Raw genomic sequence first — 13,447 nt, forward strand, 5'->3', positions numbered from 1 at the left:
TTCAGCCGACGAGCCCGGAGATCGCCGCCACGATCTCCTCGGACTCCGGCTCGGTGCGCGGCCGGAACCGGGCCGCGACGGTGCCGTTCGCGGCGACCAGGAACTTCTCGAAGTTCCACTGGACGTCCCCCGCCGCGCCGGTCGCGTCCGCGGTCTCGGTCAGCGCGGTGTAGACCGGGTGCCTGCCGGGCCCGTTCACGTCGACCTTCTCCGTGAGCGGGAACGAGACCCCGTAGGTCGCCGAGCAGAAGGTGGCGATCTCCTCGGCCGAGCCGGGCTCCTGGCCGCCGAACTGGTTGCAGGGCACGCCGAGCACGGTGAAGTCGGAACCGCCGAAGCGCTCCTGCAGCTTCTCCAGGCCGGTGTACTGCGGCGTGAGGCCGCACTTCGAGGCGACGTTGACGACCAGGACGGTCTTGCCCGCCAGGTCGGGGAGGGCCGAGCCGTCGAGGGCGGTGAGGGAGCCGAGTTCCACGCGCCCGAACCTACAGGGCGCGGAAGTCCCGGGGACTGAAACGTGGCCCGAAACGGGGTCGTCGGAACCCGGAGAGCTCCACGTACCGCACGGCCCGCTGGCGTTGCGGCCGGTAGGGCTCGAGCACCTCGAGCATGCCCGCGTCGTCCAGCGGACGGCCGACGAGCGCCCAGCCGACCACCGTGGGGATGTGGAAGTCCCCGAAGCTGACGGCGTCCGGGTCGCCCCACGCCCGCTGGGCCACCTCGGCCGCGGTCCAGACCCCGATCCCGGGCAGCCGCCGCAACAGGATCCGGCCCTCCTCGCCGCCCAACTCGACGGCGGCCTCGAGCCGGTGCGCCACCGCGGCCGCGCCCAGGATCGCCCGCCGCCGCGCGGAGTCGACGCCCGCCCTGTGCCACTCCCAGTCCGGGATCGACCGGATCTGCGCCGGGGTCGGCGGGATGCGCATCCCGCGCGGCATCTCCGCGGGCCCGGGCGCGGGGTCGGCGAACCGCCTGCACAGCTCGCGCCACGAGCGGCGGGCCTCCGTGCCGGTCACCTTCTGCTCCAGCACCGCCGGGACCAGCTGGTCCCAGACCCGCCGGGTGGCGCCGAACCGCATCCCCGGGCGGCGCCGCGCGGCGTCGGCGATCAGCGGGTGGTGGGCGACGAACTCGTCGGGGCGGTCGTCCGCGCCCAGCAGGGCGGGCAGCCCGTCGAGCTCCCAGGTCGCGCCGGGGCCCCACCCCTTCGCGACCACCGTCCCGTCGGTACGCCGGGACAGCCGCACCGTGGCCGGGCCGTCCGGGGTGGTCGAGGTGCGCCAGATCGCGGCCCCCTCGCCCTCGGTGCGCCACGAGGGATCCCCCCGCCCGCGGCGCAGGGGCCCGAGCACGCCGGGGATGTCGAGCCGGAAGTCCGGCCGCCACTCCCGCTCGATCATCGCACCAGCATGCACGAACGGCACTCTCGTGCGGACCTACCGCGCAGGAGTGCCGTTCGTGCGGACATGTCAGACGTCGGCGGAGAACCGGACGCCGTGCGGGGGCAGCTGGACCTCGGGCCACACCCGCATGCCGCCCTTGAGCTCGCAGTGCGCGCCGACGACCGCGCGGTCGCCGATCACGGCGTCCCGCACGTGCGCGCCCTCCTCGATCCGCGCGCCCGCGCCGACCACGGAGCTCTCGACGATCGCCCCGGGGGCGATCACCGCGCCGTCGAACAGCATGGAGCCCTCGACCTTGGCGCCCTCGCCGATCACGACGTTCCGGCCGACCGCGCTGCCGCCGAACACGAACGCGTCCTTGGCGACCTCGGCGCCCTCCAGCACGATCGACTCGCCGACCGGGCCGGGCAGCGCGGCGCTGGGCGCCACCCCGCGGACCAGGTCGGCCGAGCCGTGCACGAGGTCCGCGGGCGTGCCCATGTCCCGCCAGTAGGCGTTGTCCACGTGCCCGCTCACCCGCGCCCCGCGCTCCAGCAGGCCGGGGAAGGTCTCGCGCTCGACGGACACCACGCGCCCGCGCGGGATCGCCTCGATCACCGAGCGCTTGAAGATGTAGCAACCGGCGTTGATCTGGTCGGTCGGCGGGTCCTCGGTCTTCTCCAGGAAGGCGAGCACCTTCCCGTCCGAGTCCGTGGGGACGCAGCCGTAGGCCCGCGGGTCCTGGACCCGGACCAGGTGCAGCGTGACGTCCGCGTCCGTCCGGCGGTGGGTGTTCACGACGGCGCCGAGGTCGGTGCCGCACAGCACGTCCCCGTTGAACACCATCACGTCGTCCGTGGTGAGGTGCTCGGCCACGTTCGCGATGCCGCCGCCGGTGCCGAGCGGGGCGTCCTCGACGACGTAGGTCAGCTCGAGGCCGAGGCTCCGCCCGTCCCCGAAGTGGTCCTCGAAGGTCGAGGCGAGGTAGGACGTGCCGAGCACGACCCGACGCACCCCCGCCGCCCGGATCCGGGACAGCAGGTGGGCCAGGAACGGCACCCCCGCCGTGGGCAGCATGGGCTTCGGGGCGGACAGGGTCAGGGGGCGCAGGCGGGTGCCCTTGCCCCCCACCAGCACCACGGCCTCGACGTCGTCCAGCACTTCGGGTCCTCTCAGCTCACGGGGACGTGCGTCCGGGATGTCGACAGCCGCGACCGGACCGTTAGCCCCGCTCGGAACGCGGCGCGCAACGGCGCCTTGGCCGCGCCGGGATGCCGGTCCGCCAGGTAGCGATAGGCACTGCGGTGGTGCTCGGCGAGCATCCGCGCGGAGACGTCCGCCTTCGAGGTGGACACCCCGCCGGTGTGCACGACCTCGGCCGTGGGCACGTACACGTTGAGCCACCCCGCCCTGCCGAGCCGCTCGCCGAGGTCCACGTCCTCGAAGTACATGAAGTAGCGCGGGTCGAAGCCGTCGACGGAGTCGAACGCGCTGCGCCGCACGAGCAGGCAGGAGCCGGAGAGCCAGCCCGCGGGCCGCTCCTCGATCGCCGTGGACTCCTGGCGGTAGGTCACCGACCAGGGGTTCCCCGGCCAGATCCTGCCCAGCACGGCGTGCCCGGCCCCGGTGGCGAGGTCGGGGACCCGGCGCGCGCTCGGGTAGACGTGGCCCCCGGGGTCCCGGATCAGCGGCCCGAGGCTCCCCGCGCGGGGGCTGCGCTGGGCGGCCTCGAGCAGGATGTCGATCGACTTCTCCCCGAACACGAGGTCCGGGTTGGCGATCACGACCCAGCCGTACTCCGGCCCGAGCTGCGCGACCCCGCGGTTCGCGGCGGTCCCGTACCCGACGTTCTCACCGATGCGCAGCAGCTCGACGCCCTCGCGCCCGGCCGCCCGCTCCGGCGCGCCGTCGACGGATCCGTTGTCCGCCAGCACGACCCGCGGCGTGCGGGTGGTGGCGGCGGGGATGGAGTCCAGGAAGGCGTCCAGGGTCTCGCCGGGCGAGTAGGTGACGGTGACGATCGCGAGCCCGTCCCCGTAGGTCCGCACCGCCGCGCGCTGGGTCGGCTCCATGGGGCCCGAGGGTATCGGTGCGCCGCCGATCCCACCCCCGCGGTGCCCGTCCAGCCGTCCGGGTGGGCACCCGTCGCGCGGTCGGGTCGTCGGGGCGGTCGTCGGTGCGGTCGTCGGTGCGGTCGTCGGTGCGGTCGTCGGGTCAGTCGTCGGTGAGGTCCTCGCCGTCGAGTTCCGCGAGGAGGTCCTCGGCCTCCCGGTCGCCCGCGTCCACGCCGACCGCCAGGTAGCGACGGGCGGCGTCGGGCCGGCCGGTGTCCATCAGGAACCGCGCGACCGTGACGGGCCAGCGCGGCTCGTTGTGCCGCTCGGCCTCGCGGAACTCGTCCTCGGCGGCGGTCAGGTCGCCCCGGTCGACGAGGAACCCGGCGTACGCGGTGTGGGCGCGGAGCGCGCCGAGCTCGGCGGCGCGGCGGTAGAGCGCGTCCGCGTCCGCGTCCCGGCCCTGCGCCGCTCGGACGTCCGCCAGCGCGACGACGGTGTCCGGGCGACGCTCGTCGGCGTACCGCTCGGCGGCCTCCACGGCCCCCACGAGATCGCCGTCCTCGAGGTGCAGGGCGACGAGGTTGTCCGGGGCGAGCGGGTCGCCCGCGTCGGCGGCGTGGGTCAGGACGTGGGCGGCCTCGACGAGCCGCCCGTCGTCCCGCAGCAGGAGCGCGAGGTCGTTGGCGGCGGCGACCTCGCCCGCGGCCAGTGCGGTGCGGAGCATGCTCTCGGCGCGGACGTGGTCGCCGAACTCGGCCAACGCGACGCCGAGCCTGCCCGCGAACTCCACGCGCCCGTCGGCGACCAACGGGCCCAACCAGTCGATCACCGCCGACCACGCCCCGACGTCGAGGTAGGCGCTGACCAGCAGGTCCGCCGATCCGGGCTCCGCGGAGGCGACGGCCCGCCGCAGCGGTTCGACCGCCTCCGCGGCCCGGCCGGCGTCGAGCAGGGCCCGACCCGCGTCGGACAGTGGGGTCGGGGGGTGGGTCGGGGGGTCGGTCGGCGGGTCCCGCGGGATCGGGGGCTCCCCCGGCACGGGCGGGGTGGACGGGTCGCTCGGCACCGGCGGGTCGCGGGGCACGGGCTGGTACGGGTCGGGGGCGGGCGGTTCGTGGGGCACGGGGGCCGGGGGCTCGTGCGGCACGGGGGCGGGCGGTTCGTGGGGCACCGGGGCCGGGGGCTCGTGCGGCACCGGGGGGTCCTGCGGCCCGACCGGGTCGCCCGCGAGCGGCGCGGCCTGCGCGGGGACCGCGGCGTGGCCGAGCGCCGCGGCGGCGGGCTCGGCGGGCGCGACCGCCTCCGCGACGGCCTCCGCGACCGCCTCGGCGATCGTCGCGGGCCGGTCGACGGGAGGCAGGAGGGCCGGGAGGTGGGGCGCGCCCGCCGGACGGGGCGCCTCCGGTTCGAGCTGCGCGGTCATCGGCGCCACCACTTCCGTCGCTGTCGGCTGTGACGAGGGTCCCACCGTCCCGGGATCACGGCAGCGCGGACTGTTGATCACTGCAGGGCAGCGGGCCGTCACCCTCCGGGGTGGACGGAGCCCGCCCGGCGACACGAGCTGCCGACACGCCGGGCGACGCACCGCGATGATCGCCCCGGATGCTGCACCCTCTAGGGACTGTGCGGGTCCGCGAACGGCGGAGCGGCCCGGCCGAGTGGAGGAGGTCGCGTGGACCCGACGGGTGGTGCGCGATCCTCCGGGTCCGGCCGGAGCCCCCGCGAACGCCGGGCGGGCGCCGCGTCGCTGTTCGGCGAGGGCGGGGCGCTCGGGGCGGGGTCGCGGTCCACCCCGCGCGAGCTCGGCGCCTCCTCGCGCAGCTCGGTCACCGGCTCGTCGCCACGCGGCGGCTCCTGGACCCGCGACGGCGCAGCCTCCGCGACCCGCGGCTCCGGCTCGTCGGCCCGCGGCGGGTCCGCGGGTCGCGGCGACCGCGAGACCCCCGCCCGTCGCGACCCGGGGTCGTCCGCACGCTCGCCGGGCTCGTCGACGCGCGGTGCCCGGGACACCCCCGCCCGCCGGTCCGAGGGCGGAGCGGACCGCTCGCCCCGGGTTTCCGGCGACACCGGCCGTAGCTCGGCCCGGGCCCCCCGCGGCTCCACCCGGGACGGCGACCGGCCCCGCGGCCGCGACCTGGGCCGGGGCGCGCCCACCCCGCCGCCGACCCGCCCCCGCACCCGCCCGGCCCCCGCGGCCGCGCCCGTCCCGCAGGGTGGGCGGGCCGTGCTGGTGCACCGCGCGCGGATCACCCTGTGCGTGCTCTCCGCCCTGGTCCTGCTCCTCAGCGGCGGCGCGTGGGCGCTCTACCGGGACGTCACCGGCGGGATCACCACCACCAATGTCATCACCGGCGGCTCGAGCGGCGGCGAGCAGAACATCCTGCTCGTGGGCGTCGACAGCCGGACGGACGCCCAGGGCGACCCGCTGCCGGAGAACGTCCTGCAGACCCTGCGCTCCGGCGCCGAGTCCGGCGTCCTCAACTCCGACACGATCATCGTGGTGCACCTCCCCGCGGACGGCGGCAGCGCGAGCGCGTTCTCGATCCCGCGGGACAGCTACGTCGACATCCCCGGCTACCGCAAGGACAAGATCAACGCGGCGTACCCGGCGACCAAGGCGCTGAAGGCGAACGAGCTCGTCGCGGGCGGGATGAGCCAGAAGGAGGCGGACACCCAGTCGTCGGCCACCGGGCGCACCACGCTGATCGAGACCGTGCAGAACCTCACCGGCCTGCAGATCGACCACTACGCCGAGATCAACCTGCTCGGCTTCTACAACCTGACCCAGGCCGTCGGCGGCGTCGACGTGTGCCTGAAGGCGCCGGTGAACGACGAGTTCTCCGGCGCGGACTTCCCCGCGGGCCCGCAGACGATCTCCGGGGCGGACGCGCTCGCGTTCGTCCGGCAGCGCCACGGGCTCCCCGGCGGCGACCTCTCCCGCATCCGGCGTCAGCAGGTGTTCCTGGCCGCGGTGGCGGACAAGATCCTCTCCAGCGGCACGCTGACCAACCCGTCCACGCTGTCGGCCCTGATCGCCTCCGCGGAGCAGTCGTTGGTGATCGACTCCGGCTGGGACCTGCTCGGGTTCGCCCGGCAGGCCTCCGACGTCGCCGCGGGCAACCTCGACTTCATGACCATCCCGACGCAGGGCGGCACGGACAACGAGCGCGGGGACGTCGTGCTCGTCGACCCGACGCAGGTCAAGGCGTTCGTCGAGGAGAAGACGACCCCCACCGCAGACACCGCGGACACCGCGGCGCCTGCTCCCGCGGCGCCCACGGTCGATCCCCGGACGGTCACCGTGGACGTCGGCAACGGCTCCGGGGGCACCGGGCTGGCAGGCACGGTCGCGGAGCAGCTCGGTGCCGCGGGCTACCAGCGCGGGACGGTCGAGAACGCCGCGAGCCGCACCACCTCCGTCGTCCGCTACTCGGGCGACGGCCTGGGCGCCGCGCAGAACGTCGCCGCGCAGCTCGGCGGGCTCGGGGTCGAGCAGTCCGGCGACGTCCGCCCCGGACACGTGCAGGTCCTGCTCGGCACCGACTACGCCGCACCCGCCGCGCCGACGTCCTCGTCCGCCGCGCCGACCGCCGAGCCCGTGGTCAACGCGGGCGGCGTGCCCTGCATCGACTGACCGCCGCGCCGGTGACGCCCGGCTCACGATCACCGGGTAGAACGGGGCGGTGTCGCTGACCTCCGCCCTGCTGACCCCGATCCTGCGCGCGGCCCCCGCCCGCCCGCTGGTCACCTTCTACGACGACGCGACGGGCGAGCGCATCGAGCTCTCCGCCGTCACCACCGCGAACTGGGTCGCCAAGACGGCGAACCTGCTGCGGGACGAGTGCGACGTCGAGCCCGGTGGCCGGGTGGCGGTGCTGTTGCCCGCGCACTGGCAGACGGCGTCGGTGCTGCTCGCGGCCTGGTCCTGCGGCGCGGAGGTGGTCGCCGAGCCCGCCGAGGCGGACTGGGTGTTCTGCGACCGCGACCGGGTCGACCTCGCGCTCGCCGCGGAGCCCGCCGACGGCGTGGTCGCCCTGTCCCTGGACGCCTTCGGCCGCGGCATCGACGGCCTCCCCCAGGGTGTGATCGACTTCGCGACCGAGGTGCGGCTGCACGGGGACGAGTTCGTCCCGTGGGAGCCCGTCCCGGACACCGCCGCCGCCCTCGCGGGCACCACGGTCGCGGAGATCCTCGCCCGCGCGACCGCCCGCGCCGCGGACCTGGGCCTGACCGCCGACTCGCGGGTGCTGTCCACGAAGGACTGGGTCGGAACGCCGGGCCTGGTCGACGGCCTCCTCGCCGTCCTCGCGGCGGGCGCGTCCCTGGTCCAGGTCGCGAACCCGGACCCGGCACGCCTCGACCGCAAGTACGAGTCGGAGCGGTGCACCGTCCGCCTCTGATCCGCCGCTGATCCGCCGCTGATCCACCGCTGATCCGCCCACACCCCGAGATCGCACGTTTCGTGCACGCAGCGCTGCTCGATCGCCGGTCGCGTGCGCTCAGCGCGGTGGTCACCGCGCTGCGAGCACGGGAACGGCGATCATGAGCGAGGTGTGTCGGCCGGTCGACCCGACGCCGTTTACGGTGGAACCGTGACCAGCGCACCCGCCACCTCCGTGACCGCCTCCGACGTCGACGAGGCGGCGGGGCGACTGCGAGCGGTGATCGGGCCCAGCCCGCTGCAGATCTCGGCCCGGCTGTCGGACGCGGTGGGCGGCGAGGTCTGGCTCAAGCGCGAGGACCTGCAGCCGGTGCGGTCCTACAAGATCCGCGGCGCCTACAACCTGATCGCCCAGCTCACGGAGGCCGAGCGCGAGCGCGGGGTGGTGTGCGCGAGCGCGGGCAACCACGCCCAGGGTGTCGCGTTCGCGTGCGCGCGGCTCGGCGTCACGGCCCGGATCTACCTGCCCCGGACGACCCCGCGACAGAAGCGCGACCGCGTCGCGCGGCTGGGCGGGAGGGTCGTCCGCACGATCGTCGTCGGGAACACCTACGACGACGCCGCCGCGGCCGCCGCCACGGACGCCGCGGAGTCCGGCGCCACGCTCGTCCCCGCCTTCGACGATCCCCGCACCGTGGCGGGCCAGGGCACCGTGGCGCGGGAGATCCTCAGCCAGCTCGCGGACCCGCCGGACCAGATCATCGTGCCGGTGGGCGGCGGCGGGCTCCTCGCAGGCACCCTGACCTACCTGCGGGAACGCCACCCGGAGGTGCGGGTGATCGCGGTCGAGCCCGCGGGGGCGGCGAGCATGGCGGCGGCGCTGGCGGCCGGCGAGCCGACCACCCTCGACGAGGTCGAGTCCTTCGTCGACGGCGCGGCGGTCCGCCGGGTCGGGGACGTCACGTTCCCGATCGCGCAGGCGGCGGACGTCGAGCTGCACGCCGTCGACGAGGGCAGGATCTGCGTCGAGATGCTCGCGCTCTACCAGACCGACGGGATCATCGCGGAGCCCGCGGGCGCCCTGGCCCCGGCCGCGCTCGGTCAGCTGGACATCCCGCACGGCTCGACGACGGTATGTCTGCTCTCCGGGGGCAACAACGACGTCAGCCGGTACGCGGACATCGTGGAGCGCGCCCTGGTGTGGGAGGGCCGCAAGCACTACTTCCTGGTCGAGTTCCCGCAGGAGCCGGGGGCGCTGCGCCGCTTCCTCGACGAGACCCTCGGCCCGGACGACGACATCACGCTGTTCGAGTACACCAAGCGGAGCAGCCGCGAGACCGGGCCCGCGCTCGTCGGCATCGAGCTGGGCGACCCGAAAGACCTGGACGCCCTCCTGGAGCGGATGGCCGCAGCCCCTCCCCGGATCGAGCGCATCCCCCCGGACTCGCCGCTGTTCCGCTTCATCCTCTGACGGCTCACCGCGGCCGGGACTCGTCGTCCACCTGCTCCGGCCGACGGGTCGACCCCGCCGCTCACCTGAGCAGCGACCGCGCCATCACCATCCGCTGCACCTGGTTGGTGCCCTCGTAGATCTGCGTGATCTTCGCGTCCCGCATCATCCGCTCGACGGGGAAGTCCTTGGTGAAGCCCGCCCCGCCGAAGAGCTGGACGGCGTCCGTGGTCACCTGCATGGCCGTGTCCGACGCGAGGCACTTCGCCGCCGAGGAGATGAAGCCGAGGTTCTTCTCGCCGCGCTCCGCGCGCGAGGTCGCGACGTACACCAGCTGCCGGGAGGCCTCCACCTTCATCGCCATGTCGGCGAGCATGAACTGGATGCCCTGGAAGTCCGCGATGGCCTTGCCGAACTGCCTGCGCTCCTTGACGTAGGCGATCGCCTGGTCCAGCGCCCCCTGCGCGATCCCGACGGCCTGCGCCCCGATCGTCGGGCGGGTGTGGTCCAGCGTGGCGAGCGCGGTCTTGAAGCCCGTGCCCTCCGCCCCGATGATCCGGTCGCCGGGGATGCGGCAGTCCTGGAAGTAGATCTCGCGGGTGGGCGAGCCCGCGATGCCGAGCTTGCGCTCCTTGGGCCCGACCTCGAAGCCGGGGTCGTCCTTGTGGACCACGAACGCGGAGATGCCGTTCGCCTTCTTCTCCGGGTCGGTCACCGCCATGACGGTGTACCAGGTCGACACGCCGGCGTTGGTGATCCAGCACTTGGTGCCGTTGAGCACCCAGTCGTCGCCGTCTCGGCGCGCACGGGTCTTCATCGCCGCGGCGTCCGAGCCGGCCTCCCGCTCGGACAGCGCGTAGCTGATCATCGCCTCGCCGGACGCGAGCGTGGGCAGCACCTGCTTCTTCAGCTCCTCCGACGCCGACAGCAGGATCGGCACCGAGCCGAGCCCGTTGACCGCCGGGATCAGCGACGACGACGCGCAGACCCGCGCGACCTCCTCGATGACGATGCACGCGGCCAGCTCGTCCGCGCCCTCGCCGCCGTACTCCTCGGGGATGTGCACCGCGTGGAAGCCCGCCTTGGTGAGCGCGTCCTTCGCCTCGACGGGGAACCGGGCCTGCTCGTCGACCTCCGCGGCGTACGGCGCGATCTCCTTCTCGGCGAGCGCGCGCACGGCCTCGCGGAGCGCCTCGTGCTCGTCGCTCAGCCGGTAGGCCTCGAAGTCGGCGTTCAACATCTCTTCTCCACACGTCGGTGTCCGGGGTGCCTCCAGCGTAACGGCACTGCGTGCCACCAGACAACGCCGTTGGTACCCTCCGTGCCATGTCCGAGACAACGGTCACCCGCCGGGGGACGGCAGCCGGTGGAGCCGGCGGGGTGGGTAAGAGGAGCGGACGATCGGCGGAGGGCCGGGCCGAGCTGCGGCGGGACCTCGTGCGCGCGGCGGTGGACCTGTTCACCGCGCGGGGGTACGACGACACGACCGTCGACGACATCGCCGCGGCCGCGGGCGTCGGGCGGCGGACCTTCTTCCGGTACTTCGCGGGCAAGGAGGACGCGGTCTCCCCCGACCACGAGCTCGGGCTCGCGCGGATCGCCGAGGTCTTCGAGACCGCGCACCCCGCCGAGCCGCTCCTGCCGCTCACCCTGCGCGCCGGGGAGACCGTGTTCGACCTCTACCTGTCCGAGCCGGACACCGCCCGCAAGCGTTTCGCCCTGGTCCACGCGGTCCCCGCGCTGCGCGACCGGGAGGCCGCGATGGTGCACCACTACCGCAGGCTGTTCACCCGCGAGCTCACCGCCCGGCTGTCGGGGGTCGAGGACGGCGACCTGCGCGCCGCCGTCACCGCCGCGGCCGTCGTCGCCGCCCACAACCAGGCCCTGCGCCGGTGGCTGGCCGACGGCGGCACCGCCGAGGGCGTCCCGGCCTGTGTGGTGCACTTCCGCAAGGTCGCGGACCTGCTCCCGCTGCACGAGGGCCCGGACCTGGAGCAGGTCACCCGCCGGCTGGAGCAGGTCGCCCGCGCTCTCGAACGCTGAGCGGGTGTCGGACATGGGTGATCCCCGGGCCGTCTCCGAAGGGAGACGCACGCCGAGCTGGACTGGGCTCGGGCCCGGGGATCAACGGTGACTGCCTGGGATTCGCCGGCAACCCGGCTTCCACGGCCGTCAGGAAGACGTCCTGTGCTGCCTAGCGGGCAGCCACCTCACAAGTCCTCGTGGAAATCAACGTCGGACCACCTCCCTTCTTGTGTACGGCCACCCTACGACCGGGAGAGGCGTCCTCGCCACGGTTTATCGGAGCTCGTCACGCGGGGCCGTGTCGATCGTCGCGCGGGGCGCGGAGTCGACCGTCGCGCGGAGCGCGGAGTCGACCGTCGCGCGGAGCGCGGTGTCCTTGTCCACCACCATCCGCTCGAGGTCTCGCTGGAACTCCACCATCCGCGCGCGCAGGGCCGGGTCGGTGGCCGCGAGGATCCGGACGGCGAGCAGGCCCGCGTTGCGGGCGTTGCCGATCGCGACCGTGGCCACCGGCACCCCGGCGGGCATCTGGACGATCGAGAGCAGCGAGTCGAGGCCGTCGAGCGTCTTGAGCGGGACGGGAACGCCGATCACCGGCAGCGGCGTGGCAGCGGCGACCATGCCCGGGAGGTGGGCGGCGCCGCCCGCCCCGGCGATGATCACGCCGACGCCCCGGTCCGCCGCCGAGACCGCGTAGTCCAGCATGCGCTGCGGCGTGCGGTGCGCGGAGTAGACGCCGACCTCGTACTCCACGTCGAACTCGGCGAGCGCGGTCCCGGCGGCCTCCATGACCGGCCAGTCCGAGTCGCTCCCCATGATCACGCCGACGCGGGTCATGTCCGGTCCCCCACCTCTCGTCCGGAGTGGACGGACCAGCCGTCCTCCCATTCGGCGGTCGACAGCCAGTGCGCCGCCAGCACCGCCGTGCGCCGGGCCTCGGTGAGGTCGGCGCCGAGCACGTTCACGTGCCCCACCTTGCGCAGCGGGCGCTCACCCTTGCCGTACATGTGCACCTTGACCTGCGGGAACCGCGCGAAGAGATGGTGGATCCGCTCGTCGACGGACATCTCGGGGGTCTTCTCCGCACCCAGCACGTTGGCCATGACGACGACCGGTGCGGTCATCGAGGTCGTCCCCAGCGGATAGTCCAGCACCGCGCGCAGGTGCTGCTCGAACTGCGAGGTGCGCGCCCCCTCGATCGTCCAGTGCCCGGAGTTGTGCGGGCGCATCGCCAGCTCGTTGATCACCAGTCCGCCCGCGGTCTCGAACAGCTCGACGGCGAGCAGGCCCGTCACGTCCAGCTCGTGTGCGATCCGCAGGGCGATCGACTGGGCTTCCAGCGCGCGCTCCTCGGACAGCCCGGGGGCGGGGGCGAGGACCTCGACGCACTGGCCCCCCTCCTGCACCGTCTCGACCACCGGCCACGCCGCGGCCTGTCCGAACGGCGACCGCGCGACCTGGGCGGCGAGCTCGCGGAACATCTCCACGGCCTCCTCGACCAGCAGTGGCGTCCCCGCGGCGAGCAGCTCGGCCACGAGATCGCGCACCGGAGCGCCCGCGGCGGCCCCCTCGGCCGAGTCCGGCGAACGCAGGAACCAGACCCCGCGCCCGTCGTACCCGCCGCGGGCCGCCTTGAGCACCACCGGCCAGCCGTGCTCGGCGGCGAAGTCCTCGACCTGCGACGGCGTGGTGACCTCGGCGTAGGCGGGCACCGGCAGGCCCATCGCCGACAGCCTGCGCCGCATGACCAGCTTGTCCTGGGCGTGCAGCAGGGCGTCCGGGTGCGGGCGCACCGCGACCCCGTCCCCGACCAGCGCGCGCAGGTGCTCCTGGGGGACGCCCTCGTGGTCGAAGGTCACCGCGTCGCAGCCCACCGCCAGCGCGCGCAGCGACTCCAGGTCCGGCCCGCCGGGCACGACGTCGGGGGTGACGAGCGGGGCGGGCTCGTCCGCCTTCACGGCCAGGACCCGCAGGGACTGGCCCAGCCCGATCGCGGCCTGATGGGTCATCCGGGCGAGCTGGCCGCCGCCGACCATCCCGACGACGGGGAAGTCGCGGTGCGGACTCGGCGGGGGAGTGTTGGTGTCCACGGTGTCGGAAGCCTACCTGTGGTGACGGTGTGACCTGCGTCGACAAGGCCGCCCCGACCCGG

At 74.6% G+C, this 13,447-nt stretch carries 12 protein-coding genes; 4 read left to right on the forward strand and 8 right to left on the reverse strand.

The features are described 5' to 3' along the window. Window position 1: 1 nt before the first annotated feature. The 5 genes from ABD993_RS06415 to ABD993_RS06435 all read right to left on the reverse strand — a co-directional run bounded on the left by ABD993_RS06415 (window position 2) and on the right by ABD993_RS06435 (window position 4,862). Window positions 2-475 carry a glutathione peroxidase gene (locus ABD993_RS06415; protein ID WP_345413679.1) on the reverse strand — a complete coding sequence of 158 codons (474 nt, stop codon included), beginning with the start codon at window positions 473-475 and terminating at the stop codon, window positions 2-4. A 10-nt stretch (window positions 476-485) separates the two neighbouring features. Continuing rightward, a complete protein-coding gene (locus tag ABD993_RS06420) occupies window positions 486-1,400 on the reverse strand; it encodes a DNA-3-methyladenine glycosylase family protein (protein WP_345413681.1) in 915 nt (304 codons plus the stop codon). Window positions 1,401-1,469: 69 nt separating this feature from the next. Next, a complete protein-coding gene (gene manB, locus ABD993_RS06425; protein WP_345413819.1) occupies window positions 1,470-2,540 on the reverse strand; it encodes a mannose-1-phosphate guanylyltransferase in 1,071 nt (356 codons plus the stop codon). Between the two features lie 14 nt (window positions 2,541-2,554). Then, window positions 2,555-3,454 (reverse strand): glycosyltransferase family 2 protein, encoded by a 900-nt coding sequence (locus ABD993_RS06430; RefSeq protein ID WP_345413683.1) that lies wholly within the window; start codon window positions 3,452-3,454, stop codon window positions 2,555-2,557. A 142-nt stretch (window positions 3,455-3,596) separates the two neighbouring features. Beyond that, window positions 3,597-4,862, reverse strand: coding sequence for a tetratricopeptide repeat protein (locus ABD993_RS06435; RefSeq protein WP_345413685.1), 1,266 nt, complete (start codon window positions 4,860-4,862; stop codon window positions 3,597-3,599). A 249-nt stretch (window positions 4,863-5,111) separates the two neighbouring features. Here ABD993_RS06435 and ABD993_RS06440 point away from each other — a divergent pair, with 249 nt between their 5' ends. The 3 genes from ABD993_RS06440 to ilvA all read left to right on the forward strand — a co-directional run bounded on the left by ABD993_RS06440 (window position 5,112) and on the right by ilvA (window position 9,291). After that, a complete protein-coding gene (locus ABD993_RS06440) occupies window positions 5,112-7,073 on the forward strand; it encodes an LCP family protein (protein WP_345413687.1) in 1,962 nt (653 codons plus the stop codon). A gap of 49 nt (window positions 7,074-7,122) precedes the next feature. Continuing rightward, window positions 7,123-7,839 (forward strand): TIGR03089 family protein, encoded by a 717-nt coding sequence (locus ABD993_RS06445; protein WP_345413689.1) that lies wholly within the window; start codon window positions 7,123-7,125, stop codon window positions 7,837-7,839. 216 nt (window positions 7,840-8,055) lie between these two features. Next, window positions 8,056-9,291 (forward strand): threonine ammonia-lyase IlvA, encoded by a 1,236-nt coding sequence (gene ilvA / locus ABD993_RS06450; RefSeq protein WP_345413821.1) that lies wholly within the window; start codon window positions 8,056-8,058, stop codon window positions 9,289-9,291. Window positions 9,292-9,352: 61 nt separating this feature from the next. Here ilvA and ABD993_RS06455 read toward each other — a convergent pair whose 3' ends face one another. Beyond that, entirely contained in the window at window positions 9,353-10,510 is a 1,158-nt protein-coding gene (locus ABD993_RS06455; RefSeq protein ID WP_345413691.1) for an acyl-CoA dehydrogenase, read from the reverse strand. A gap of 86 nt (window positions 10,511-10,596) precedes the next feature. Between ABD993_RS06455 and ABD993_RS06460 the strand changes: the two genes are divergently transcribed. Then, window positions 10,597-11,313 carry a TetR family transcriptional regulator gene (locus ABD993_RS06460; RefSeq protein WP_345413693.1) on the forward strand — a complete coding sequence of 239 codons (717 nt, stop codon included), beginning with the start codon at window positions 10,597-10,599 and terminating at the stop codon, window positions 11,311-11,313. A 255-nt stretch (window positions 11,314-11,568) separates the two neighbouring features. Here the strand turns inward: ABD993_RS06460 and purE are convergent, their stop codons facing one another. Both purE and ABD993_RS06470 read right to left on the reverse strand, forming a co-directional pair. Next, window positions 11,569-12,132 (reverse strand): 5-(carboxyamino)imidazole ribonucleotide mutase, encoded by a 564-nt coding sequence (gene purE, locus ABD993_RS06465; protein WP_345413695.1) that lies wholly within the window; start codon window positions 12,130-12,132, stop codon window positions 11,569-11,571. Then, window positions 12,129-13,385 carry a 5-(carboxyamino)imidazole ribonucleotide synthase gene (locus ABD993_RS06470; RefSeq protein WP_345413696.1) on the reverse strand — a complete coding sequence of 419 codons (1,257 nt, stop codon included), beginning with the start codon at window positions 13,383-13,385 and terminating at the stop codon, window positions 12,129-12,131. Before ABD993_RS06470 ends, purE begins: the two co-directional genes overlap by 4 nt. Window positions 13,386-13,447: the final 62 nt, after the last annotated feature.

The sequence above is a fragment of the Pseudonocardia xishanensis genome, assembly GCF_039541715.1.
GTDB classification, from domain to species: Bacteria; Actinomycetota; Actinomycetes; order Mycobacteriales; family Pseudonocardiaceae; genus Pseudonocardia; species Pseudonocardia xishanensis.